This window comes from Vibrio sp. TRT 1302, assembly GCF_050113875.1.
Taxonomy (GTDB): Bacteria; Pseudomonadota; Gammaproteobacteria; order Enterobacterales; family Vibrionaceae; genus Vibrio.
The window spans coordinates 238,330-262,179 of the sequence record NZ_JBNJOF010000003.1 but is presented as its reverse complement, the minus strand read 5'-3'; the positions used below and the strand labels follow the sequence as shown (position 1 = coordinate 262,179).

The following is a 23,850-nucleotide window of genomic DNA, read 5'->3' as shown; positions in this document are numbered from 1 at the left end:
TTGTGTAATTAACAAGCGAGAATTTAAGGTCTAAGCTGAATTCAATATTGAAGTGAAGGTAACTAAGGAAGGTTGAAGTGGTCACTCAGCTAACGGCACAGCAAGCTGCTGAATGGATTGAAGATGGCGATGGTGTGTTACTCGGGGGATTTATTGGCAGTGTTGTGCCAGAAGCGATTGAACGAGCAATTGGTCAACGCTTCGCCCGAAACCAAACACCCAAAGATCTCACACTGCTTTTTGCCGCTGGACAAGGAGACGGACAGGGGCGAGCAGTCAATCATTTAGCCCAGCAAGGTTTGGTCAAACGAGCAATTGGTGGGCATTGGGGGCTGGTTCCCAAGTTGCAGCAATTGGCGGTGGACAATCTCATCCAAGGCTACAATCTTCCTCAAGGGATCATTTCACACCTTTTGCGTGACACCGCTGCGGGTAAACCGGGCACAATAAGCAAAGTCGGACTTGGAACCTTTGTCGACCCTCGTATTGAAGGGGGCAAGATAAACTCAGTAACAAAGCAGGATTGGGTTGAAGTGATTGACTTGCTGGGAGAGGAGTACCTTTTCTATCGCAAGCTACCGGTTAATGTCGCGATTCTACGGGGGACGAGCGCCGATGAGAATGGCAACATTACCATGGAAGATGAGTGTTTGATTGTCGAAAGTTTGGCGGCAGCACAAGCGGCTAGAAACAATGGCGGTAAGGTCATTGTGCAAGTGAAACGTATCGTCGCCGCCGGTCAGCTTGATCCCCATGCCGTTAAGATACCGGGGATTTTTGTGGATGCTGTTGTCGTGTGTGAAGACCTTAATGAACATATGCAAACCTTCGCAACCACGATGAATCCCGAATTTGTCGGAATTGCCAGCCACAAGGGGGGGCAGGATTCGCGGACGGAGATAGCGGTAAAGAGTAAGTTGGATGCCAAAACCATTATTGCTCGTCGCGCAGCGATGGAGCTTGAAGCCGATTCGATTCTAAATTTGGGCATTGGCGCGCCAGAGCACATCGCAGACGTTGCCCAGCAAGCCGGGATGCTTGATAAGTTTACTTTAACGGTAGAACCCGGAGCCATCGGAGGCATACCACAAAGTGGGCTGGATTTTGGAGCTTCACGTCTGCCTCAAGCGATAATCGGGCAAGATCAGATGTTTGATTTTTATGATGGGGGTGGGGTCGATCAGGCTTTCCTTGGTCTCGCTCAGTGCGATGCGCAAGGCGACATCAATGTGTCTCGTTTCGGAAGCAAAATAGCCGGTTGTGGCGGTTTTATCAACATTACTCAGAACGCGAAAAAGGTCTATTTTTGTGGCACTTTTACCGCCAAAGGATTGAGTGTCGATGTCATCGACCAACAACTCAGAATTAATCGCGAAGGCTCTCAACGCAAGTTTATCGATCAGGTTGAACAGATCACGTTCAGTGCTCAACAGGCAATGACGTCGAATAAACCCGTTCTGTATATCACAGAGCGAGCGGTGTTTCGTTTGACTCACTCGGGACTGGAGCTGGTAGAGATAGCGCCTGGTGTTGACCTTGAGCAGGACATTCTTCAGCAGATGGCGTTTAAACCAATAGTGAGTCCGTCATTAAAACTTATGAATAACGCCATTTTTCGAACACAATTTGAGCTCACAATAAGCAGTAAGGCGAACTAGCCGTCAGTTCAGCTTCGTCAGTTAATGTTTCGTTGTATACAAAGGATAAGGACATGTTTGACAACAAAATTTGCATCGTAACGGGTGCTGCCCAAGGCATAGGTCGGGCTATCACTGAACGTTTTTCTCAAAATGGAGCCAAGTGCGTGTACGCGCTGGACATGAATGCGGAGGGGTTATCTGAAGCGTTTAACCATTGTGACAATGTAGAGCCTGTCGTGCTCAACATCTGTGATCGTCAGGCGATTGCAGCCTTTATCGCTCAGGTGAAAGAACGTCATTCAAGAGTTGATGTCTTGATTAATAATGCGGGCGTGACACGTGATGCGCTGATCGAGAAAATGACCGAGCAAGAGTGGGATTTTGTTATCGATGTCAATTTAAAAGGCGTGTTCAACCTAACTCAAGCGGTTGCGCCACTGATGATTGAAAATAACTATGGATCGATTGTCACCATGTCTTCGGTTGTCGGCACCGATGGCAACATTGGTCAAACTAATTACGCAGCGTCAAAAGGTGGCGTTATTGCAATGACCAAAAGTTGGGCCAAAGAGTTTGCTCGCAAAGGAGCTCAGGTTAGAGCCAATTGTGTGGCTCCAGGCTTTATCCAGACACCAATGACGGAAAATCTGCCAGAGAAGGTGCTCGATTTAATGAAGCAGAAAACCCCTCTTGGACGAATGGGAACCACAGAAGATATTACCAATGGTGTCGAGTTTCTTGCCAGTGACAAGTCAAGTTTTATCACAGGTCAAGTGTTGAAAATTGATGGTGGGTTGGTGCTATAAGATGAACAATAAAGTCTATATCGTCGCAGCGAAACGCACTCCAATTGGCAGTTTCCTTGGCAGCTTAAGCTCGGTATCTGCGGTCGAACTGGGGCGCATTGCTATTGACGCTGCGCTAAAGCAGAGTGGTATCGATGGCGCACTCATTGATGAGGTGATTGTCGGGAATGTACTTGGTGCAGGGCAGGGACAAGGCGTGGGTCGACAGGTGGCGATACATGCGGGCATCCCCGCTAAGACGCCTGCATATACGTTGAACATGATTTGTGGCAGTGGCATGAAAACCTTACTTAATGCGGTCAATTCCGTACGTTCAGGTGATGCCGATCTGGTGGTGGCTGCGGGGACGGAAAGTATGAGTAATGCCCCGTTTGTGGTGGATGGAAAAAGTCGTTCTGGGAACAAAATGGGCGATATGGCCTTGATCGATACCATGCTAAGAGATGGATTAACCGATGCATTTTCCGCTATCCATATGGGTGTGACTGCTGAAAATATCGCTCATCAATATGAGATTGGTCGAGAGGAACAAGATCGCTTTGCCTTACGCAGTCAGCAGCGAGCGCAGCAGGCGATTGTCGCTGGAAAATTTGAGCAAGAAATTGTTCCAGTGGCTATCCAGTCACGCCGTGGAGAATGTGTCGTTAGCCAAGATGAACATCCTAGATTTGATGCAACAATGGAGAGTTTAGCGGGGCTGAAACCGGCATTTGATAAGCAGGGTACGGTCACGGCAGGCAATGCTTCAGGCCTAAATGATGGAGCCGTGGCCCTGATTGTGGCTAGCGAGCAGGCGGTTAAGCAGCATCAATTGACTCCCTTGGTTGAGGTGGTGGCAACTGGACAAGGCGGAGTAGAGCCGGAAGTGATGGGGCTGGGTCCTGTACCCGCAGTTAGCCAAGCGTTAAGCCGCGCTGGGCTTGAGTTAGAGCAAATCCAACGTCTAGAACTTAATGAAGCGTTTGCGGCTCAGGCAATCGGCGTTATTAAAGGTCTATCTCAGCAACATCAGCTCAATCAAGCTTGGTTTGATGATAAAACCAATGTGAATGGGGGCGCGATTGCGTTAGGCCATCCGATTGGTGCGTCAGGTGGACGAATCGTTACGTCTTTGATTTATGAGATGCTTCGTTCTGATAGTCAACTTGGACTTGCTTCACTGTGTATTGGGGGCGGGATGGGCACTGCGGTTATTCTGCGCCAAGTCGCTTAATCATAAGGAAAGCCAACTCAAGTGAGTTGGCTTTATTCTCTTTATTAACCTTTAAACGGCGGTCTCAAAAGGCAGGGGGTCCACTTTCACCGCCGCGACTTTGAATTCTGGTATCTTGGCATGGGGGTCGGTTGCTGTGGTTGTAAGTCTATTGACTGGCGACTCAACAAAATGGAAAGGAATAAAGATGACGCCTTTTTGGATACGTTTTGTCACGAATGCATCTATCTCAATCTCTCCTCGACGGGTCGAGACTTTAAGTCGCTGACCGTTAGAAATACCTAATGCTTCAGCATCCTGAACACTGATCATGGCACGTGGCCCCGCGAGATTATCTAACCCTTTGGTTTTACGCGTCATGGTACCAGTATGGAACTGTTCTAGAACACGTCCCGTGGTGAGCACCAAAGGAAATTCCTCGTCAGGCAATTCTGCCGCATAGCGAAATGGTACGCCCACCATCTGACCTTTGCCGCGAGTGAACTGTGTCTGATGCATAATGCGAGTGCCATTCGGATTGTTTTTGTTGCTCGGCCATTGAACACCTTCAGGGGTAATCGCATCCCAGCGCAGTCCCGCATATTGAGGGGTGACGCGTGCGATCTCGGCCGTAATATCAGAGACGTGTTGATAGTGCCAGTCACTGCCCATCGCGTTAGCAATTTGTTGGATGATCCACCAATCCTCTTTGGCTTCTCCAGGTGCTTTAACGGCAGCATTGACACGCTGTACGCGACGCTCAGTGTTGGTAAAGTGGCCTGATTTCTCCGCAAATGAACATGAAGGAAGAACCACATCTGCGTACTGAGCGGTTTCCGTTAAGAAGATGTCTTGTACAACCAAGAAATCCAGTGCCTCCAAACCCTCGATAACATGCGCTTGATTTGGGTCACTAAGGACAGGGTTTTCCCCCATGATATAGAGACCTCGAACCGTACGCTGGCATGCGCCATCAATGATTTCAGTAAGAGTTAATCCTGGTTCAGTAGGTAGATGAGTTGCGTTCCATTCGATCGAGAATTTCTGACGAATCATTGGGTTGTAGACTTTCTGATACCCTGGGTAGCTGTTGGGCAGCGCGCCCATGTCACAGGCTCCCTGTACGTTTGATTGACCACGGAGTGGGTTAATACCGCCGCCTTCAATACCGATGTTGCCACACAGTAGTTGCAAGTTGGCGACAGAGCGGACGTTGTCATGGCCTGTGGTGTGTTGTGTAATCCCCATCGAGTAGTAAACAGCGGTTCGTTTGGCTGTCCCTATCATTCTCGCCATAGCAAAAATGTCTTCACCGCTGACGCCTGTCACTAGCTCAACTTTATCCAAAGCATAGGCGGGTGACATCACTTCTTGAAGCAAGGTATCAAAGCCATCAACACGCTCTTCTATATACTCTTGGTCGTACCAACCATTTTTGATGATTTGCTGCATGATGCCGTTAAGCAGCATAACATCTGTCCCTGGACGATGCGCGAGATAGAGCTGAGCATGATCGGCCATATCGATACGTTTTGGATCGGCAACGATCAGACGTGCGCCGTGATGGCGGATAGCTTGCTTGATATGGGAAGCGATAATCGGGTGAGCGGAGGTGGTGTCTGAACCAATAATAAAAATAACATCCGAGTGTTTGATGCTTGGAATGTCGTTGGTCATCGCGCCACTACCGAGTGAGGCTTCTAGTCCGGTGACACTCGACGCATGGCAGAGACGAGCACAGTGATCAACGTTGTTTGTCCCTAGTTCGCGACGAATAAATTTCTGGAACGCATAGTTGTCTTCGTTGGTGGTTTTTGCTGAAGAGAATCCTGCCAGTGCATTGCCGCCGAAATCTTGCTTGAGAGCGGTAAATTTACTGGCAATCAGAGTAATGGCTTCATCCCAACTTGCGGGTTGTAGCCATCCGTCTTTACGGATAAGCGGCGTTGTTAAGCGAGCTTCATCGCCGATGAAATCGAAACCAAAACGTCCTTTGACACAGAGCATGCCTTGGTTGACTGGAGAATTGGCACCGGTTATGCGACGAATTCGGTTGGCTTTTTCGTCAACATGCATGGTTAACTTGCACCCCACACCACAGTAAGTACAAATGGTGTCGACATGTTTGAGCGAATCTTCGCGACCTTGTGAGCGATCTCGACTGTCAACCATAGCGCCCGTCGGACAGGCCTGAATACAAGCACCACATTGAACGCAGTTCGAGTCCCCCATCAAGATTCGACCATGGCGGCTGGAACCGAAGTGCGGTCTGTCATCTGGTCTCAGTGCAGGACGACCATTTTGGTCGTGAACAAAGTTGAGAATGCCATGCACCGCTTGTTCACTGCATGCCTGAATACATTGACCACAACTGATACATCGGTTGGCATCAAACTCGATAAACTCTGAGCTGCGGTCAACTGTAAACTTATGTCGTGTGTCTTTGTGACGGAGATTGATCCAGTCTTGGTGTGTTTTTATTTCAACTGGCAACGAAAAGTTCTGTTGTGCGCCATATTCGGTTGAGTAATCCCGCAAATCACAACTGGTGTTGGCTTGGCAGCCGCATTCTAGGCAACGAGCCGCCTCTTTCATTGCTTCATCATTGTCAAAACCGAGTTCGACCTCATCAAAGCTTTGCTCACGTTGAGCGGGTGTTAGCTCGGGCATAATGCTGCGCGCGACTTTCTGCAAGTTCTCAAAGTGGAGAGGATCGACCTGAGCGAGCTTCTCCTCTTTACGTGAGTTAAAGGCAGGTTTTGGCATGTCAGCCATATCGCCGTTCAGAAATAGGTCGATGGCTTTGGCTGCTATTCGACCGTCACCAACCGCTTCAACCGCGGTCGCAGGCCCCCGACGAAAATCACCTATGCTAAAGATATTGCCTGTGCCAGTGTGCATGGTTTGGTCGTCGGACTGAGAAGTATTCCAGCGCGTTAGCGGGATTGAAAGTGAATCGTCGTCGAGGAAACTTAAGTCCGGTTTTTGCGATACAGCGGCGATTACAGTGTCAAATTCTTGGGTGAAAAACTCTCCTGTCGCCTCTGGTCTCCGGCGGCCAGACGAATCGGGGGCACCTAATGCCATACGTTCCAACTGGACTTTTTCTACTCGTCCATCTGAGCCCGCAATATTTTGAGCTGGATTCGTTAAGAACAGAAATTGTACGCCTTCGTGTTCAGCCTCTTCGATTTCATAATCTTCAGCGGGCATCTCTTCACGAGTTCGGCGGTAGATAATCGTGGTTTCAGCACCCGTTCTGCGAGCGGTTCGCGCACAGTCAATCGCGGTGTTACCCCCACCGATGACCGCGACCTTTTTCCCAGTAGTGTAGTGTTGTTCGGTGACATAATCTTTCAGGTAGTCGGCCCCGAGATAACAGCCTGCTAAGTCACTGCCCGGATAGTTCATCTCAACCGCTAAAGACGCACCAACAGCCAAACAGACTGCATCATACTCGTTGCTTAGCTGAGATAAGGTAAAATCGACGCCGAGTTTTTTACTGGTTTGAATCTGCATGCCGTTGCGGCACATGAGTTCGATCTCTTTATCTAAGATCGCTTTTGGCAATCGGTATTCAGGGATCCCGTAGCGCAACCATCCGCCCGCCTTTGGCATCGACTCAAACACCGTCACATCATAGCCTTCATTGGAGAGATAGTAGCCAGCAGTCAAACCGCCAGGGCCACTGCCCACCACGGCAATAGAGAGACCTTTGGCTAGTTTTTTCTCCGCTACATAGGATTCTTGCGCAGCAAGGTCTGCATCTGCGGCATGTCGTTTTAGCTGGCGGATTGCAATCGAGTCGTCGACCAAAGAGCGGCGACATTCACTCTCACAGAAAGCAGGGCATACACGGCCAATAGAGAGCGGCATTGGCAGGGTGCGTTTGATGACCTCAATCGCCTTTTGATGGTCGTTCTGGGCAATGAAGTAGAGATAAGATTGTATATCGACACCAGCAGGACAAGCGGTTTTGCATGGCGCTTCGCAGTCAGCATAGTGGTCTTGCATGATGGTGTTAAGCGCTTTACGCCGGTGAGCACTGAGTTGCTCTGATTGGGTTTTTACGTTGAGACCGCGATAAACTTTGAGTTCGCATGCCCGTTGAGTGCCGCCACTCTCCACTTCGACGACACACAGGTCGCACGGCACCTTGGCCTTGGATTTATTTAATCCACACAATGAAGGTATGTCGACGCCACACACTTTTGCTGCTTCCAGAAGGGTAGAACCCTCTTCCACAATCCGGAACTTTCCGTCAATTACGATTTCTATCATAAGACCCTCACAGCGTAATTTTTAAAGCCTTACATTTTATAAGGATAACACCTGGCAAGGAAACAACGTGTGACAAAAAACGCATTGTGTGGCGTTTTTTTGAACAAAAGTCATCATTGTGCTTCCGTGCTAATTGATCAATATGCGCTGTCGCTCTCCTCAGTTAGTTGATTCTTATCAATAGATGTTTGATACACCCCTTTAGGGTTATATATAACCCTATAAACTGTATTGAAAATGCATTTATTATCTTCAGGATTGCTATGCTTACGAAGAGTGTTGAGCCTAGCTAAACCGCTGGTGTGAGGAAGTGAATCATGAGTGGGTCTAAATCAAAGACATCAGAGAGCCGACGTCGGTTTTTGCGTGATGCTGTTCGGACAGCAGCCGGTGTTGGGGCAGCGGCAAGTGTATTGGGGTTGCAGTCAATGCAAAGTCAGGCGAGAGACGGCACAGGTGTTCCGATTCGTCCACCAGGTGCTTTGCCAAAGGGTGAGTTTGAAAAAGCGTGTGTTCGCTGTGGATTGTGTGTACAGGCATGCCCTTATGACACATTGAAACTGGCCACTCTGTTGTCTCCTGTAGAGTCAGGAACGCCCTATTTTACTGCTCGTAGCATTCCATGTGAGATGTGTGAGGACATTCCTTGTGTGCCGGTTTGCCCGACGGGAGCACTCGATCCTAATTTGACCAACATCGATGATGCAAGAATGGGTACCGCAGTACTCATTGACCACGAAAGTTGTCTCAACTGGCAAGGTTTACGTTGTGATGTCTGCTATCGAGTTTGCCCGCTTGTTGATGAGGCGATAACGCTTGAACACGTGCGCAATGAACGTACCGGTTATCATGCCAAGTTGATACCAACCGTCCATTCAGACAAATGTACAGGCTGCGGAAAATGTGAAGAAGCTTGCGTGACAGAGATTGCTGCAATCAAGATCATTCCCACTGAACTGGCAAAAGGCAAGATGGGAGCTCATTACCAATTGGGATGGGAAGAGATCAACAAAACACTTGAAAACAGTGCGCCCGAGGTGCCAAACGAAGCCCTCGAAACCTTGGGAGGTAAGTTGTAATGGCTAAGAACCTAGCAAAAGACGCGGGTAAAGATGCTGTGCGAAAACTTGGCTGGTGGCAAGCTCATCGTTTTTTAATTCTGCGTCGATGTTGCCAACTGCTTATTGTGGCTCTGTTTATGGCGGGGCCTACTCTGGGAGTGCTCAAAGGAAACCTGTCATCCAGCACTTTATTTGACGTGGTGCCAATGAGTGATCCACTCATCATGATGCAGACGATAGCAGCCGGTCATTTACCTGAGGCAACCGCCTTAATCGGTGTTTTGGTTGTGGTCGCTTTTTATGCGGTTTTGAGTCCACGTGCATTTTGTGGCTGGGTCTGCCCTCTGAACATGGTTACCGACTTCGCCGCTTTTTTGCGCCGTAAGCTGAATCTTAAATCCAGCTTTCGTTGGTCATCGACCATTCGTTACTGGTTGATCCCAGTATTACTTATTGGCAGTGCACTTTCGGGCAGCGTACTTTGGGCTTGGATTGACCCTGTCGCCGCTTTGCATCGTGGCTTGGTGTTCGGTTTTGGTGCGGGTTGGGTCTTGATTGGCTTGGTTTTCGTACTCGATCTTCTGTTAGTTGAACATGGTTGGTGTGGCCATCTTTGCCCGCTTGGTGCGACTTATGGCGTGATTGGCCGAAAAAGCTTATTGCGTGTCGTGGCGGTCGAGCGAGAACAGTGTACCAAGTGTATGGATTGTTATTACGTTTGCCCTGAACCAGATGTATTGCGTCAGCCATTAAAAGAAGGGGATCGACGAGTGATGGATCAAAACTGTATCAGTTGTGGCCGTTGCATCGATGTTTGTGCAGAGAAGGTCTTTGAGTTTAAAAATCGCATTTCTATCAAGCAGCTCGATTAAAAGTAACGGCGACCCAGTTAACGGTGCTCGCCCAATGCACAGCGGCCTAGCCATAGTCTGCTGTGCAACTGTACACGCTTATGGTTGCTCGGTGAGCAAAAAGTGTTCTATAATCTCACCATCATTTCTTTAGGAGATTACGCCAATATGAATAACTAACACCTGTTATCCATTGTTTACATTATTTTCGGATTTCACAGGGTTAGTCGGCGTAGCTCGTCACTGCTTATTCTCAAGCATACTTCTCTAAACACAATTGAATATAAGGTTCCTTAGCATTATCGGGATCGATCTATCCAAACTTTGCTACGCCTAATCCTGTTGCACAGGAGGCAAAGTATGCCAGTAATACAAGCAAATAAAATCAGTTACCAGTTTGACAACGGTGATCGTCTATTTAGTGATATTTCATGTTCATTGTTCGAAAAAAGGGTTGGTCTGGTCGGCCGAAATGGGGTGGGGAAGTCACTCCTAGCGGGTATGTTGACCCAAAAGTATCGGCCTACATCAGGGAGTGTTGTAGTTAATGCGACGCACGATACTTATAGTCAACAGCCGTCGCAATGGCTTATGAACTCAATAACCGTAGCAGACTATTTAGGGGTGGCAGATAAAATCACAGCCTTACAACATATTGAAAATGGCGATTGTGATGACAAGTGGTTTGAAATGCTCGCTGATGACTGGACGATTAAGCAGAGACTCAATCAGCAGCTAGCGGATTTGGGGCTGCCGAGCGAGGTGCATTTTCCTTGTAGTAAGCTCAGCGGTGGACAGTTGGCACGGCTCCAATTGTGGCGACTGTTTAATAGCGAGGTTGATCTTTTGGTGCTGGATGAGCCGTCGAACCATCTTGATGGAGAAGCCAAGACTTGGCTGATTGAGAGAATGGCACAATTTGCGGGGCATATTTTGCTCATTAGTCATGACAGACAACTATTGCGTCAGATGGATCAAATTTGGGAGCTGAGCCAGTTGGGGTTGGTTCAGTATGGTGGCAATTATGATGTCTATTCAGAGCAGAAACAGCGAGAACGTAACGCGCTTGAACGTCAGATTGAAGCGGTGCGAGGAGAGCAGAAAAAGCTCGAAGTTCAGGCTCAGAGAAATCATGAAAAAGCACAGCAAAGAGAGGCGCAGGGCAATAAATTACGTAAGTCGGGCAGTCAGTCAAAACTGATATTGGACGGTATGAAAGACAGCGCGACGGCATCACTGTCCAATCGGTTAAAAAATGACAACAACCGGAGGATGATGCTGGCCCAGAAACATCATGCTCTGAGCGGTCGTTATGAGCAAATAGCGCAGCAAAAGATCTATCTTGAACAAGGCGAAGCTAGCCGCGCAAAGCGACTCAATATTGTCAGTGGCATACTGCCTTTCGGCAGCCGAGAGGCGATCAACCTGATCCTTGAGGGGAATAGTCGACTGCATCTTTGTGGTGGTAATGGTAGTGGAAAATCGACCTTGCTGAAGGTCCTACTGGGCGATATTTGTCTAGAGTCGGGTGAGTTAAAGATAAATCATCCGGTCTGTTATTTGGATCAGCATTTTGGTTTGATCAACGAATCACTCTCGATATTGGACAACCTAATGGAGCATTGCTCTGGGATAATTGAAAGTGATGCGCGAACCTTACTGGCAGGTATTGGTTTTCGTCGTGACACGGTCTATCGACAGGCCAGTTTACTCAGTGGTGGTGAAAAGATGAAATTGGCCATGTTGATCGCCAGTCACCAGCCACAATCGCCAATATTGTTACTTGATGAACCAGATAACCATCTCGATTTAGACTCAAAACAGTTGCTGGCTGAGGCGTTACGAAGCTATCAGGGCGCTTTCATTCTGGTTAGTCACGATGATGATTTTGTTAAGGAGAGCGGTGCTACGCAGCGATATACGCTCGGAGGAGGGTTCTAAAGGATAAACCTGACCGTTGTGGCGACAAAGGCGTGATCGCTGGCCTGCTTATCAAGCTCGAAATTCGGATTGGTTAGATGCTTGTCCAGAATCAAATAGTCCGTTACGTCTGCAAGAGAGTAGGGACTGTGAGGTTGAAACTCCTGTGACAAAAGAATGTAGTCGAGTACATTGCCGTTGGCAAAGTGGTAGTGCGTGGCTTTTCGTTCTGCATTGGGACGGGTTAAGTTGAACAGTTGCCAGCTATCTTCAAGTGTCAGAGCGCTGCTTGGTTGCTCAATTTGCTCAGTGAGCAGCCCAGTAATATCACTGGATATGGCTTGATTAAAGTCACCTAACAACACCGTGGGTCGAGGGCTGTGCTGATACTCTCGTTGCATAAACAGGCGAAGCATCAGCGCTTCCCAACCTCGCTGCTGACTGGAAAGCCAACGACCGACTAATGGCTGATCTCGTTCAGGAGAACGGCTTTCCGTCGCTCGCTGCGACTTTAGATGGCAGACGTAGACTGCGATGTCTCCAATCTCCGGCACGCGGATAATGGTTTGAACCGGCTGACGGCTAAAACTAGGAATCTGGGTCTGATAATCCAATGTAATTTCGCTGATAGGACTTACTGGATTGACCTGAGTGATGGGGTATTTTGACGCAATAGCGACAACGGGTTTGGAATAGATATAGTCTTGTTCCACTGTAGGGGTTTCCACCGTCGCAAAATAGGAGTAGCCGAGCTGTTCCATCATCTGTTGCGCCGCACCGATACTAAATATTTCTTGTAGCCCGACTATGTCAGCATTGAGTTGAGTTAACTGATGTTGCGTCCAACGTTTTTTCTCACTCCACGCTTGGTGATCATAGATGTTTTCAAAATCATAAAATGCGTTCGGGGGCTCAACAAAGTTGAACAGGTTGGCGGTGGCGAAAGTGATTTTTTTGTCTGCAAACAATGCGTTATCCAACCGATGATTATTCAGGGTCAATGGAGTACTGGTTGCGTCCACCATTTTTAGCGCGATAGAGCGCTGAGTCAGCTTTAGCGAAGATCGATTCCCAGTCAGACTGGATATTTTCTGCATCGCTAATAGAGGCGCCCAAAGAGATCGTAACTTTAAACGTGTGTTGTTCGTACAGAAACTCGTGTTGTTCGATGGTCGTTCTCAGGCGCTCTAAAGTTTCATTGACCATACTGGCACTCTCTAGTGGCATGATGAGGATAAACTCTTCTCCTCCCCAGCGAACCAGTAGGTCGTCTTTTCTGAGTTTAGCCTGTAACACGCGCACCGTTTCGCGCAATACCGAGTCCCCAACCTCATGACCGAATTGATCATTGAAGTTTTTGAAATGGTCGATATCGATAATGCTGACGAGATATTGAGTTTTGCTTTTCAGTGCTGACTGTTGTTCAAGCCACTCATCAAGAAAGCGGCGGTTGAAAGCGCCAGTGAGAGGGTCGGTGGTATTCTGGCTCTTTAGCACTGCGTTTGCTTTTCTGAGACGAAGAATGCCACGCAGAGAAAAGTAAGCCAAAATGCCAAACAGAGTAAGGTAAAGGATCTCTCGCGAACGTTGCTCTTTTAACGTGATGTCTTGCAATTCATTCTGTGCTTCTAACAGTTCCACTTCACGGCTATTGAGTTGGCGTTCTAGCGCACTTTTTTCACTCAATATTTCTTCGCTGTAGGTCTCACGGTAGAAAATTTGTCGCACCAAGGATTCGCGTTTCATGTAATTGAGCGCTTGTTGGTAGTCCCCCTGAGCTTCGTATGCTTGAACGAGCTTACCTAGAATGTCCATCTCCCACACGACTTCATCGCTTTCTGAGTCACTCAGTTTATCCAGTACCTTTTGTGCATAGTGGATGGCTTGAGAGTAGTTCTTCTCGGCCAAAAACGCAGTCGCAAACGCTTCATAGCAGTTAGCTAACATGTGGTCAGTGTTGCCAGATTCTTGAGATACATCGACACAACGCTGCGCCATGGCCAACGCTTCGGTAGTCTGACCAACCTTTGCATACTGCATGGAAATATCAGCAAGAGTAGAAAGTTTTATCCGACTTGAGCCCGTCTGGTCTGCCTCGGTAAGCGCCAGTTCCATATAGGTTGTTGCTTTGGAATGTTCACCGAGCGCGAAGTAAGTCGTGCTCGAATTGGCGTAAAGAATCGCTTCAAACAAGCTGTTGTCGTAGTGGTTGATTTTGTAGAGATCAAGTGCCCGTTTAAGGTAGTTATGCGCTTTGTGCCACTGATCCGCCATCATATAGACGGTGGCGATATTGTTAAGCGTCATCGTTGTCTGGAAATTATCACCAATTTCTGTGACCAGCTCGAACGCCATTTTGTAGTAGTTTAAACTCGCTTTTACATCCGATTGCTGCACATTGACGTTACCCAGCCAACGATAAGTTCGCGCAAGTAGGCGTTTGTATCCGATATCTGCCGCTACAGGGACAATTTCATGAAGCAGCGATTCACCCTCAATGAGTAAATCGGAGTCAATCAGTTTAATGGCTTTGATTAGCTTGGCTTCTGCGCTAATCCATTCGATCTTTGATTCGATACCGAGCGCTAACATATCCGGGCCATCAGGCACGGTGATACCTTCGTATTTACTCAGATTATGCAGGCCAAAGTAGTACAACGCTTTGGCCTGAGGCGACGCGTTATCAGGCAAGGAAATATCTTTGAGATCAACGAGCCCCGGCTGACACAAGGAGGAATAGTAAAATGTCAGCATCGAATGCTCCTTAACGGAGATATTCGAATGGAGAAAATCATGCTCTGACTCTATGTTACAAGCCGCTTGTGCGTGAGCAACACTACCGATAGCGAATAGAGTGGTTAAAAGAGACCAAAGATGCTTCATTAAAACTTATACAGCTCACAAAAAAGACAATTAGACTTAAAGTTTACCATTTTATCAATATCCTGCACTTTATTGTGGTAAATAAAAGTTACGTTTTGACCTGTTTGACGAATAATCGATAAAGGTTTAACGCACACTCGATTTCAGTGCGTTGTGAAACGGTTCTTTTGAGATTGCAATAGCGCTAGAAAAGCGCACTATGTAAGTCGCTTATGGTGACTGCTGGTCATGCAAACCAGATGGATTACTCGTGATTGACTGAAGGTTTAGATATAAATAAGGATGCCTAACTTGCAATTAAAAGGTATACACCATGTCGCCATCATCTGCTCTGATTACCAAAGATCTAAGCAGTTTTATGTCGATGTACTCAAATTGACCGTGATTGCGGAAAACTATCGCGCTGAACGAGACTCTTACAAGCTAGATCTTGCTCTGCCGGATGGTAATCAAATTGAGTTATTTTCATTTCCAAATCCACCTTCAAGGCCTTCGAGACCAGAAGCTCAGGGGCTCAGACATTTGGCGTTTCGGGTCGAATCGGTAGAGGGTTACGTCGATTACCTAGCGGCAAAGGGGGTTGAATGTGAACCGATCCGGATAGATGAATTTACTGGTAAATCATTTACCTTCTTCAACGACCCGGATGGCTTACCACTGGAGCTTTACCAAGACTCGCTTAGTCAAGCAGCTCACGTTGTATAACCGTTAATACACCAGCCTCGCGGTTAGATGGTGCTGCAAAGCGGGCAATTTGCTTGATTCTAGGATGCGCGTTGTCCATAGCGTAAGAATGGTAGCTGGCTTCTAGCATCTCTAGGTCATTGAGGTAATCCCCAAAACTCATGGTTTGCTGGTGAGTAAAGCCTAGGGTTTGCTGTAAGTGTTCAATCGCAGCCCCTTTCGATGCTTGTGCATTCATCACATCCAGCCAGATTTTTGCACTGACAACGACTTGGTGGCTGTTGCCGAATGCTTGATCGAAGGTTGGAAATACCAGTTCTTCCGTTCCGTCGAAATGGCAAATTGCCACTTTGATAAAGTCGTCATCAACAAGCAGCAGATCGGGAACATACTGGCAGCGGTGATAGTATTTTGCGAACTCTTCTAGTGCGCGGGGATCGTTGGTTTCAATATAGGCAGATTGCTTCCCACACAGCACGATGTGCGCCCCTGAAATAGCTCGAGCTTGCTTAATGATGGCGGCAATAGATGGTTTGTCTATTTCACAGCTGTAAAGCTCCTGACCTTGATGCATGACCAAAGTGCCGTTTTCAGCGATGAACATCATACGATCTTTGATTGGAGCGAAGGTTTCCATCAGGCTGTAATACTGACGACCTGATGCTGCGGCAAAGATGATCTCTTTATCTTCAAGTTGTTGGTATATATCGTAAAATTTTGGGTTTAGTTGGCTGTTTTCATCGAGGAGTGTGCCATCCATATCGGCGGCAACAAATCTAATGTTTGGCTTTTGCATAATTAAGGTTTGTAGTGTGTGCTCTTAGGCAAGACAGAAGCGTTAACTTACATCAGTTTGTCTACTAGACAAGTGATTTTAGTCAATCGGCAGAGATTCTTTTGTGTAGTGCTCCGGCGTTTTCGGACTAGTCTGCGGACCAAACATTTTTTATATCAGGCCAGCCCCAGTTTGTTAGCGCCACATCTTTCAAAACCCCCTGAAAACGTAATGTTTGGCGATGGTGGAAGAGCGGTGACAGCCAGTATTGGTTGATGAGTGCTGATGCGATAGGTTCGAGAGCGTGTAGATACTCATCCAACGCAGTTTGAGAACGAAGTTCGTTAAGGCTTTCGACTAACCAACGTTTTGATTGTTCTCCAATGCATCGCTGAATAATGGGGTTATGGTACAAGCTGTTAAAGGCTGACGCATGTCGATTATCGTCAAGGTTAATGTTGGTCACTATGATGGATTCAGAAAGTTGACCTGACGTAGAAAGTGCCGTCAGTTGGCGGTAACTATAGGTGTTAATAGTGACCTCAATACCTTTCAGTTTGAGTAAGTGTCGAATGGCCAAGGCACAATTTTTCAATGAGCTGTAATCATAGATAGCGATGGTGAGCTTATCTGGTAAAGCAACTTCTTCGGTCGCTGGGCGAGTGATTTTGTGCCACATAGGCAGCAGGTTATGTGCGATTTCACAGCCGAATAAACGTTCGGTTTGCTCGAGATAGTCGTGCACTTTATCTGGCGTTAGATAGCTAGAAAGGAAGCGACGCTGACCATCGTTAAGCACTGTATCAGCACATTGGTTGAAGAGAATAAACATGCATCCGTCTTCTGTACGGCTCTGTTTTACATCCCTTTCTACGGTTTGGCTTACTGCATGGGATACGTAGTAGTTACAATGTTGATCAGATTGCGCGCCGGGCTGATTGGTTTGTATCTGTTTATTGGACAGCTCGCTCTCATCCAGATGCCATATCGTGACATTATCTGTTAGTGCACGGCATGCGTAGTAGCGCTCGAAAGCTTGTAAATTTAGGCGAGCATCAGAGTGTTCGATCACTTCAAACGGGCCTGAGCCGATAATCATTTTATTGGCAGCATTGTTGACCTGTTCGCTCGGTTGGATGGAGTATTTTACTCCGGAAACTAAACCACCGAATCCCTGATCAGGGGTGGTCAGCTTAAACACGATTTTGTTGTTGCCAGCACACGACACACTCTCTAAATGGCTCAACTCGCTACGGTAGTCTTCAAGTTGTCTGAGTTTATTAAACAGTTCAACGACGGTTTTTCCATCAATCGGCGTTCCGTTGTGGAAAGTGAGGCTAGGTCTCAGATAGAAAGACCATTCCAGTGTCTGCTCGTTGTATTGCCAGTGATGAGCCAGTTGGGGTTCTAGTACCCCGTCGGCGGTACTCGCGACTAAACAACAGTATATTTGTCGCAATAAGTAACGTTCGCTAGAGCGTTGTAACTGATGAGGAACCAATCGTTCAAATGGACGTTTGTAGGTGAGCTGGATATGTAACTGCCCTTGACGAAACGATGCTCCGGAGGTGCTTTGCAGCAGCCGACCAAAGGCGGTTTGATCGTCGTCTAGTATTGCCAGAGCCTTCTCATATTTTCCTGCCAATATTCTTTTTATCGCCAACTGATTTTTGAGTTCGTCTACTGAGAGATTAAGAATCAATGTCGAACGTTGATTTCGACCAACTTTAGGAGCCCAAGTTAACCAAGCTAGCTGCTGCATATTATTCAGGAGATTTCGAGCATGCCTTGGACTGGTGTATAGAGCCTCTGCTATCGCAGGCAAAGCGGTTTTGATTTCGACACCGACACCAAGGGGCGTCAGGCGCTGGTAGTAGCGAAGTAGGTTCAGATCGGACACAAGTGGCTCTCAAACAAGATAACAAGCAATTTGTATGGTTATTTTGTTCCCTATTTAGTCAAGAATCCACAGATATTTGGTTTTATTTGCTGAACCTAAGCCTTAATAGGAAAAAAGAAACTAAATATAAACTCTTTTTGTTTTCCCTATTAAGCAGCAAACTTAATGGGTCAACCGAGAGGAATTTCTATGAACCATGAATCAGAGGCGGGACCTCTATTGGCGTTTTATCAGCAGCGATTGATCCGTTGCTCTGGGACAATAGAGAGACTTGCGGTGTTATCGCTACTCGCTCTAATGAGTGGTAGTTAGTTAAGTTTAAGCAGCATTACGATGAACATGCTCCTGACCCCCACGAAGAGTTCCGTGATGCTGCTTATTTTCTCTCCAATGCCTCAATGTTGATAAGGCAAAAAAGTGCTTCAGTACGGGACATTATGGTCAAAACTGACTAATATTAAGCCAGAAATCATGATAATACCTGTTGGCTACTAATATGGAAAAAGTCGTAGACCTTAATCGTTGGCATAAGGAACATGTCAAAACGGAGCAGGAGCTGCAGCACCTGTTTGCGGAAGTTCAAGCGCATTACTCTACCAACCCTTATCCAGAACTTGAGCAAAGGCTGGACATTCTAAAGAGTATCAAGTCAGAGCTACTCAACAACAAGCGAGCTCTGGTTGATGCCTTACATCAAGATTATGGCTATCGCAGCGATTTTGATTCGTTAATTTGTGACCTGTTACCTGCCATTGGACACATTAACTATACGATTCGGCATCTTAAAAAATGGCTTAAACCAAGTAAACGTCATTCAGGCTTGCTGCTAATGCCTTCAAAAGTGCGTGTTGAATATCAGCCTCTTGGTGTTGTCGGTGTAATAGTGCCGTGGAATTTTCCTATAGTGCTAAGTATTGCACCAATTATCACTGCTTTGGCGGCAGGTAACCGAGTGTTAGTTAAGCTAAGTGAACACACGCCGCATACCAATCAAGTATTAAGTGAGATTTTTGCTCAGTTTGGTGAATACGTTCGACCAGTAGAAGGTGGCGCTGATATTGCTCAGTACTTTTCGTCTCTGCCGTTTGATCACCTTATTTTTACTGGCTCAACCAAGGTCGGTAAATTGGTTGCGGCTTCAGCCGCTCGTAATTTGACACCGGTGACATTGGAACTGGGAGGAAAATCTCCCGCAATAATTGCCGATGATGCAGATATGAGTAAAGCGGTCGATGCTGTCATTTTAGGCAAATCGATTAACGCTGGGCAAATCTGTGTAGCTCCAGACTATGTAATGGTGCCTCAAGGGAAAGAACTCTCGTTTATCGAGTGCTATCTGGAGAGATATACTCAGCTCTATGTCCGCAAAGGTCGATTGGATTCGGCAACACAAATCATCAATGAGACGCAATGGTTGCGTTTACAAAGCTATGTTCAAGATGCAAAAAATTTAGGGGCATCCGTTCACTCGATTGAGGGTGTTGAGTTAGATAAGCAGCAGATGTTGCCTCAATTGGTCACCGGTGTGACAGAAGAGATGCTGGTGATGCAAGAGGAAATTTTTGGTCCCATACTGCCTGTGATTGGTTATCGTCACTTGAGCGAAGTCTTTGCCTTTATCAATGCAAGACCTCGCCCCCTCGCTCTCTATCTGATGTCTAACGATAAGGTGCTTCAGCAGCAAGTTATTGAGCAGACACATAGCGGTGGAGTGGCTATTAACGATACGCTACTTCATGTTGCGGCTGATGACGCCCCATTTGGTGGCATTGGTGAGTCAGGTATTGGCCAATATCATGGAGAGGAAGGTTTCAGGACTTTCTCCAAGGCGAAAACCGTACTCTCTACACCAACATGGTTACCGCGTAACGTGATGATATTGAAGTATCGACGATTGGCTGTAAAAGTGTTGTCGCGGCTTTTCCTCCGCTAAACGACCCCAGAAGCAAAACGGGTAACAACGAAGTCGATGAAGGCTCTAAGTCGTTTCGGCTGATAACGATCCTTGTGATAAATCGCTGAGAACGCGACACTTGGGATGTGCCATTCATCGAACACTTCGACCAGTTGTCCTGTTTTTACCTGTTTGAGGCAGTAGACTTTAGGCACTCGAATGATGCCCTGATGGTTAAGCGCGCCTTTGACCAGTACTCGACCATTTTTACACTGTAAATGCCCTTTTATCACCACTTCCAACTCACTGTGAGTGGCTTTGTGTTGATATCCCCAACGTTTAACAGATCCCGTTAGGCACTGGTGAGAGATGAGTTGTTTGGGGTGTGAGGGTCTTCCCATTACCTTGAGATAATCAGGGCTGGCTAGTGTGCTCATCTCGACAGTCATGAGCTTACGTGCAATAAAGCCTGAGTCGTCCAGTTGCCCCATGCGAAATGCGATGTCGAAATCTTCTTCTAAAAGATCAACTCGGTGACTACTAAAATCGAGGTGAATTTGAGTTTGTGGGTACTCTTGCATAAAGTCGCAGGCAATTTGCCCGATCACATCTTCACCTAAGTAGCCGCCTACACAGTTGATGCGGATCTCCCCTTGAACTTTTTCTACGTCGTCTACCGCCCCTAGTACAGCCTGCTCTATGCCGTTTAGCGCTTGCTCGCATTGCAGGTAGAATCGCTTGCCAGCGTCCGTCAGCTTGAGTGTGCGCGTGGTACGGATCAGCAAGGTCACGCTCATTTGGTTCTCTAAGTTGCTGATCTGCCTTGAAACATGTGAACGTGATACATCTAGCGCTTGTGCTGCTTTGGTGAAACTGCCTAGCTGGGCAATCAAGACAAACGATCGTATGTCAGCGAGATTTAGACTGTTGAGCATGGGAGTACCTATGAGAATGAGCTGTCTTTATTGTTGCAGCATGGCAACAGTGTTTCAACCTAAGTGATATATATCAACAAAATAATTGATCTTACTATTCCCTCATCGCAGCGAATCAGGCTGCAACGTTAATCAACAGAGGAAATAATGATGAAGAAACTCATTGTAATCACAGGTGCAAGTTCAGGAATTGGTGAAGCGATTGCTCGTCGTCTTAGTAATGAAGGCCATCCTCTACTTCTATTGGCTCGTCGCGTTGACCGTCTGGAGCAGCTAAACCTACCAAACACGCTATGTGAAAAAGTGGACGTGACAGACAAGGCGACCTTTGAAGCTGCTATCGCAAAAGCGGAAGCGAAATATGGTCCTGTAGATGGACTCATTAATAACGCTGGTGTGATGTTACTTGGTCAAATAGATACACAAGATGCCGGTGAGTGGAAACGGATGTTTGATGTTAACGTGCTTGGATTATTGAATGGGATGCAAGCGGTGCTGGCTCCTATGATGGCGCGTAACAGTGGAACAATTATCAACATCAGCTCTATTGCGGGTAAAAAAACATTCCCTAACCATGCAGCCTACTGCGGCACTAAGTTTGCCGTTCATGCGATTTCCGAGAATGTGCGAGAAGAAGTTGCGGCGTCTAACGTGCGTGTTACCACCATTGCCCCTGGTGCAGTAGAAACCGAGCTTTTATCACATACAACCTCTGAAGAGATTAAGCAGGGTTACGACGATTGGAAAGTCGATATGGGGGGGGTCTTAGTTGCGGATGACGTTGCTCGCGCTGTTGAGTTCGCTTATAACCAGCCACAAAATGTCTGTATTAGAGAGATTGCTCTCGCACCAACTAAACAGCAACCATAAATGAAAAATCAGAGTGGCCGACGTCAGTTCGGCCTCTTTTTTAAAGGACACAACCGAAAAACCTGTTTTACACACGCTAAAGGGGAGAACAGAATGGCAGCCGTTGACAAAAAATAGGTCAATATCGCTGCTATAGACTAATTGGCTAGATGAAAAGTATTGAGCTTTGTGATCACTGAGGTAGGACAATTGATTATTTGATACTATAACTGCTATATGTGTTTTATATGCAAAAAGGTCAATAATGGCGAAGGCAGAAGAAACAGCAGAATCTATTGAATTGTCGGCAAAAAATGAAAATATAGAAAAAGCGCAAGAGCCGTCATCGTCGATTCGATATGGAGAGGATGCTTTTCAGGATGTGATGCCTCTTTGTGAAGTGGCATGTATCGTTACTACACCCACTGGCAAGGTACTTAAGTGTCGAACTAAGTACATTGGGCTTCATTCAAATAACATCTTACTGATGGAGATGCCGGACATTTCAGCAAAGGAAATGTCGCTGTTTATGCAGCGAGGCTACTCTATCAAGGCTTGTGTTATCTCTTCCAAAGGGGAAGGGGCGCGCGTCTATTTTAAGAGTAAGATTGAGTATGTACTGAGTGGCGGCGACAATGATTTACTCTTGATTACCTTACCTAAGGCAACTCAGGTTGTGGTGGGTTTGCGAGAAAGTGCCCGTTTGGAAATCAGTCTTGATGGCATTTTAGCGCCAGACAGTCACAAGTATATTTGTCAGATTCGAGATATTTCTCAGCATGGTTGCTTGATCGTTGTTGATAGAGGGAAGACAAACTATAACGTCGGTTCTGGTATAGAGTTAAAAGTATTTAGCGGCAGTGATGGCAACGAGCAGGATTCAGAAGTGTTGCGAGCTGTGGTGAAAAACGTGACTAAGACAAGCCATTATCGAAAATACGGCGTGAAGTTTGATGATGATAGTTTAGAGTTTGTCAGTTCCTTTATCGAAGGTCTCAACTTCTGTTCGATTCAGCAAAAATTTACCCTTTGATTTAAGCTTCTCGCCTAACGTATGCCTCATTATTGCTTATACTGAGTAGTGAGGACATCAGCATATTGGGAGGACGAAAGCATGGAACTACGCAATGAGCATGGTGAAGTAACTCAAGTCGCAGATAACCTCACCATCAAAGAAGTGTTAGAAATGGGCTATTCGATAGACTTGTGTGACGAAACCTTTGACCCAAATGAGCATTGGACCGCAAGTGCCGATCTAGGTGCGAAAGGTGAGTTTCCCGAAAGCTAATCAACACCAATAAAAAATCCGAGCGATGCTCGGATTTTTTGTGTTAGTCACAGCATGAAAAATGCGTTAGAAGCCTTTAATGTTTTCAGCTTCTAGTTCAGTGAAGTATTTCACTGTTTTCACTTTTAGTTCTTGAGTTGCTGGCTCGTCACAAACAATCACCGATTTAGGGTGTAGCTGTAGAGCAGATACAGTCCATAGGTGGTTAACACAACCTTCAACTGCGGCTTCAAGTGCTAGCGCTTTGTTGTGGCCAGTAACAAGAATCATGATCTCTTCTGAATCTAGCAGTGTACCTACGCCGATAGTAAGTGCGTACTTAGGTACTTGGTTGATATCGCCATCAAAGAAGCGCGAGTTTGCAATACGGGTATCTTCAGTTAGCGTTTTAATACGTGTACGTGAAGATAGAGAAGATGCAGGTTCGTTAAATGCAATGTGACCATCGTTACCCACGCCACCCATGAATAGGTTGATACGGCCGTAAGACTTGATCTTGTCTTCGTAGCGCTTGCACTCTGCTTCGTTATCCGCAGCGTTGCCATCAAGCAGGTTGATGTTTTCGTCTTGGATATCGATGTGGTTAAAGAAGTTGTTGTACATGAAAGAGCGGTAAGACTCTGGGTGATCGGCAGGGATACCAATGTACTCATCCATATTAAATGTAACAACGTGCTTAAAGCTTACTTCACCAGCGTTGTAAAGTTCGATAAGTGCTTTATATGTCGCAAGAGGAGTGCCACCAGTTGGTAGGCCTAATACGAATGGACGCTCAGCTGTTGGTTTGAAATCGTTGATGCGTTTCACGATGTGTGCCGCTGCCCACTTACCGACTTGTGCTGCTTTGTTTAACGGGATAAGTCTCATTTTGTGCCCCTAATATTGGAATTT

19 protein-coding genes are annotated in these 23,850 nt (G+C 46.7%); 12 read left to right on the top strand and 7 right to left on the bottom strand.

What is annotated here, in order from left to right; all coding sequences use genetic code 11:
- The first annotated feature begins 77 nt into the window (after positions 1–77).
- Genes ACQEXP_RS06275 through ACQEXP_RS06265 form a run of 3 tightly spaced genes read left to right on the top strand, consistent with a single transcriptional unit; the run spans position 78 to position 3,659 of the window.
- Complete coding sequence (locus ACQEXP_RS06275) at positions 78–1,658, top strand: acyl CoA:acetate/3-ketoacid CoA transferase (protein WP_426968863.1); 1,581 nt, start codon at positions 78–80, stop codon at positions 1,656–1,658.
- A gap of 53 nt (positions 1,659–1,711) precedes the next feature.
- Positions 1,712–2,446 carry a beta-ketoacyl-ACP reductase gene (locus ACQEXP_RS06270; protein WP_426968861.1) on the top strand — a complete coding sequence of 245 codons (735 nt, stop codon included), beginning with the start codon at positions 1,712–1,714 and terminating at the stop codon, positions 2,444–2,446.
- A 1-nt stretch (position 2,447) separates the two neighbouring features.
- The gene (locus tag ACQEXP_RS06265) at positions 2,448–3,659 is read left to right on the top strand and encodes an acetyl-CoA C-acetyltransferase (RefSeq protein WP_426968859.1); all 1,212 of its coding nucleotides are present in this window, start codon (positions 2,448–2,450) and stop codon (positions 3,657–3,659) included.
- Between the two features lie 51 nt (positions 3,660–3,710).
- On the opposite strand, the gene fdhF is transcribed toward ACQEXP_RS06265, so the two are convergent.
- The gene (gene fdhF, locus ACQEXP_RS06260) at positions 3,711–7,919 is read right to left on the bottom strand and encodes a formate dehydrogenase subunit alpha (RefSeq protein ID WP_426968857.1); all 4,209 of its coding nucleotides are present in this window, start codon (positions 7,917–7,919) and stop codon (positions 3,711–3,713) included.
- Between the two features lie 317 nt (positions 7,920–8,236).
- Here fdhF and napG point away from each other — a divergent pair, with 317 nt between their 5' ends.
- The 3 genes from napG (at position 8,237) to ACQEXP_RS06245 (ending at position 11,772) form a co-directional block, all read left to right on the top strand.
- On the top strand, positions 8,237–8,998 hold the full coding sequence (gene napG / locus ACQEXP_RS06255) for a ferredoxin-type protein NapG (RefSeq protein WP_269375165.1): 762 nt from the start codon (positions 8,237–8,239) through the stop codon (positions 8,996–8,998).
- Entirely contained in the window at positions 8,998–9,852 is an 855-nt protein-coding gene (gene napH, locus ACQEXP_RS06250) for a quinol dehydrogenase ferredoxin subunit NapH (RefSeq protein ID WP_426968856.1), read from the top strand. Before napG ends, napH begins: the two co-directional genes overlap by 1 nt.
- Positions 9,853–10,191: 339 nt before the next feature.
- Positions 10,192–11,772, top strand: a complete 1,581-nt coding sequence (locus tag ACQEXP_RS06245) for an ATP-binding cassette domain-containing protein (protein ID WP_426968854.1) — start codon at positions 10,192–10,194, stop codon at positions 11,770–11,772.
- On the opposite strand, the gene ACQEXP_RS06240 is transcribed toward ACQEXP_RS06245, so the two are convergent.
- Both ACQEXP_RS06240 and ACQEXP_RS06235 read right to left on the bottom strand, forming a co-directional pair.
- Entirely contained in the window at positions 11,769–12,719 is a 951-nt protein-coding gene (locus ACQEXP_RS06240) for an endonuclease/exonuclease/phosphatase family protein (protein ID WP_426968852.1), read from the bottom strand. The two genes, ACQEXP_RS06245 and ACQEXP_RS06240, sit on opposite strands and share 4 nt — an antisense overlap.
- Before the next feature lie 19 nt (positions 12,720–12,738).
- Positions 12,739–14,505 carry a tetratricopeptide repeat-containing diguanylate cyclase gene (locus tag ACQEXP_RS06235; RefSeq protein ID WP_426968850.1) on the bottom strand — a complete coding sequence of 589 codons (1,767 nt, stop codon included), beginning with the start codon at positions 14,503–14,505 and terminating at the stop codon, positions 12,739–12,741.
- Between the two features lie 420 nt (positions 14,506–14,925).
- Between ACQEXP_RS06235 and gloA2 the strand changes: the two genes are divergently transcribed.
- Positions 14,926–15,339 (top strand): SMU1112c/YaeR family gloxylase I-like metalloprotein, encoded by a 414-nt coding sequence (gene gloA2 / locus ACQEXP_RS06230; protein ID WP_426968848.1) that lies wholly within the window; start codon positions 14,926–14,928, stop codon positions 15,337–15,339.
- Here the strand turns inward: gloA2 and ACQEXP_RS06225 are convergent.
- The gene (locus tag ACQEXP_RS06225; RefSeq protein WP_426968846.1) at positions 15,314–16,114 is read right to left on the bottom strand and encodes a Cof-type HAD-IIB family hydrolase; all 801 of its coding nucleotides are present in this window, start codon (positions 16,112–16,114) and stop codon (positions 15,314–15,316) included. The two genes, gloA2 and ACQEXP_RS06225, sit on opposite strands and share 26 nt — an antisense overlap.
- A gap of 127 nt (positions 16,115–16,241) precedes the next feature.
- Positions 16,242–17,993 carry an SgrR family transcriptional regulator gene (locus ACQEXP_RS06220; RefSeq protein ID WP_426968844.1) on the bottom strand — a complete coding sequence of 584 codons (1,752 nt, stop codon included), beginning with the start codon at positions 17,991–17,993 and terminating at the stop codon, positions 16,242–16,244.
- A gap of 189 nt (positions 17,994–18,182) precedes the next feature.
- Here ACQEXP_RS06220 and ACQEXP_RS06215 point away from each other — a divergent pair, with 189 nt between their 5' ends.
- Both ACQEXP_RS06215 and ACQEXP_RS06210 read left to right on the top strand, forming a co-directional pair.
- Entirely contained in the window at positions 18,183–18,305 is a 123-nt protein-coding gene (locus tag ACQEXP_RS06215) for a hypothetical protein (RefSeq protein ID WP_426968843.1), read from the top strand.
- 184 nt (positions 18,306–18,489) lie between these two features.
- The gene (locus ACQEXP_RS06210) at positions 18,490–19,926 is read left to right on the top strand and encodes a coniferyl aldehyde dehydrogenase (RefSeq protein WP_426968842.1); all 1,437 of its coding nucleotides are present in this window, start codon (positions 18,490–18,492) and stop codon (positions 19,924–19,926) included.
- On the opposite strand, the gene ACQEXP_RS06205 is transcribed toward ACQEXP_RS06210, so the two are convergent.
- The gene (locus ACQEXP_RS06205; RefSeq protein WP_426968838.1) at positions 19,923–20,822 is read right to left on the bottom strand and encodes a LysR substrate-binding domain-containing protein; all 900 of its coding nucleotides are present in this window, start codon (positions 20,820–20,822) and stop codon (positions 19,923–19,925) included. The genes ACQEXP_RS06210 and ACQEXP_RS06205 overlap by 4 nt on opposite strands.
- 150 nt (positions 20,823–20,972) lie before the next feature.
- Between ACQEXP_RS06205 and ACQEXP_RS06200 the strand changes: the two genes are divergently transcribed.
- From ACQEXP_RS06200 to ACQEXP_RS06190, 3 genes are all read left to right on the top strand, one after another.
- Complete coding sequence (locus ACQEXP_RS06200; RefSeq protein WP_426969058.1) at positions 20,973–21,692, top strand: SDR family oxidoreductase; 720 nt, start codon at positions 20,973–20,975, stop codon at positions 21,690–21,692.
- A gap of 244 nt (positions 21,693–21,936) precedes the next feature.
- Positions 21,937–22,704, top strand: coding sequence for a PilZ domain-containing protein (locus tag ACQEXP_RS06195; protein WP_269375154.1), 768 nt, complete (start codon positions 21,937–21,939; stop codon positions 22,702–22,704).
- 81 nt (positions 22,705–22,785) lie between these two features.
- Entirely contained in the window at positions 22,786–22,959 is a 174-nt protein-coding gene (locus tag ACQEXP_RS06190) for a hypothetical protein (protein WP_269375153.1), read from the top strand.
- 66 nt (positions 22,960–23,025) lie between these two features.
- Here ACQEXP_RS06190 and nagB read toward each other — a convergent pair whose 3' ends face one another.
- Positions 23,026–23,826 (bottom strand): glucosamine-6-phosphate deaminase, encoded by an 801-nt coding sequence (nagB, locus tag ACQEXP_RS06185; protein WP_269375152.1) that lies wholly within the window; start codon positions 23,824–23,826, stop codon positions 23,026–23,028.
- Positions 23,827–23,850: the final 24 nt, after the last annotated feature.

Excerpts from the sequence above, each read along its gene's own strand:
- ACQEXP_RS06270 (WP_426968861.1), top strand. The coding sequence starts at position 1,712 with ATGTTTGACAACAAAATTTGCATCGTAACGGGTGCTGCCCAAGGCATA.
- ACQEXP_RS06265 (WP_426968859.1), top strand. The coding sequence starts at position 2,448 with ATGAACAATAAAGTCTATATCGTCGCAGCGAAACGCACTCCAATTGGC.
- fdhF (WP_426968857.1), bottom strand. The coding sequence starts at position 7,919 with ATGATAGAAATCGTAATTGACGGAAAGTTCCGGATTGTGGAAGAGGGT.
- napG (WP_269375165.1), top strand. The coding sequence starts at position 8,237 with ATGAGTGGGTCTAAATCAAAGACATCAGAGAGCCGACGTCGGTTTTTG.
- napH (WP_426968856.1), top strand. The coding sequence starts at position 8,998 with ATGGCTAAGAACCTAGCAAAAGACGCGGGTAAAGATGCTGTGCGAAAA.
- ACQEXP_RS06245 (WP_426968854.1), top strand. The coding sequence starts at position 10,192 with ATGCCAGTAATACAAGCAAATAAAATCAGTTACCAGTTTGACAACGGT.
- ACQEXP_RS06235 (WP_426968850.1), bottom strand. The coding sequence starts at position 14,505 with ATGCTGACATTTTACTATTCCTCCTTGTGTCAGCCGGGGCTCGTTGAT.
- ACQEXP_RS06225 (WP_426968846.1), bottom strand. The coding sequence starts at position 16,114 with ATGCAAAAGCCAAACATTAGATTTGTTGCCGCCGATATGGATGGCACA.
- ACQEXP_RS06215 (WP_426968843.1), top strand. The coding sequence starts at position 18,183 with ATGAACCATGAATCAGAGGCGGGACCTCTATTGGCGTTTTATCAGCAG.
- ACQEXP_RS06210 (WP_426968842.1), top strand. The coding sequence starts at position 18,490 with ATGGAAAAAGTCGTAGACCTTAATCGTTGGCATAAGGAACATGTCAAA.
- ACQEXP_RS06205 (WP_426968838.1), bottom strand. The coding sequence starts at position 20,822 with ATGCTCAACAGTCTAAATCTCGCTGACATACGATCGTTTGTCTTGATT.
- ACQEXP_RS06200 (WP_426969058.1), top strand. The coding sequence starts at position 20,973 with ATGAAGAAACTCATTGTAATCACAGGTGCAAGTTCAGGAATTGGTGAA.
- ACQEXP_RS06195 (WP_269375154.1), top strand. The coding sequence starts at position 21,937 with ATGGCGAAGGCAGAAGAAACAGCAGAATCTATTGAATTGTCGGCAAAA.
- ACQEXP_RS06190 (WP_269375153.1), top strand. The coding sequence starts at position 22,786 with ATGGAACTACGCAATGAGCATGGTGAAGTAACTCAAGTCGCAGATAAC.
- nagB (WP_269375152.1), bottom strand. The coding sequence starts at position 23,826 with ATGAGACTTATCCCGTTAAACAAAGCAGCACAAGTCGGTAAGTGGGCA.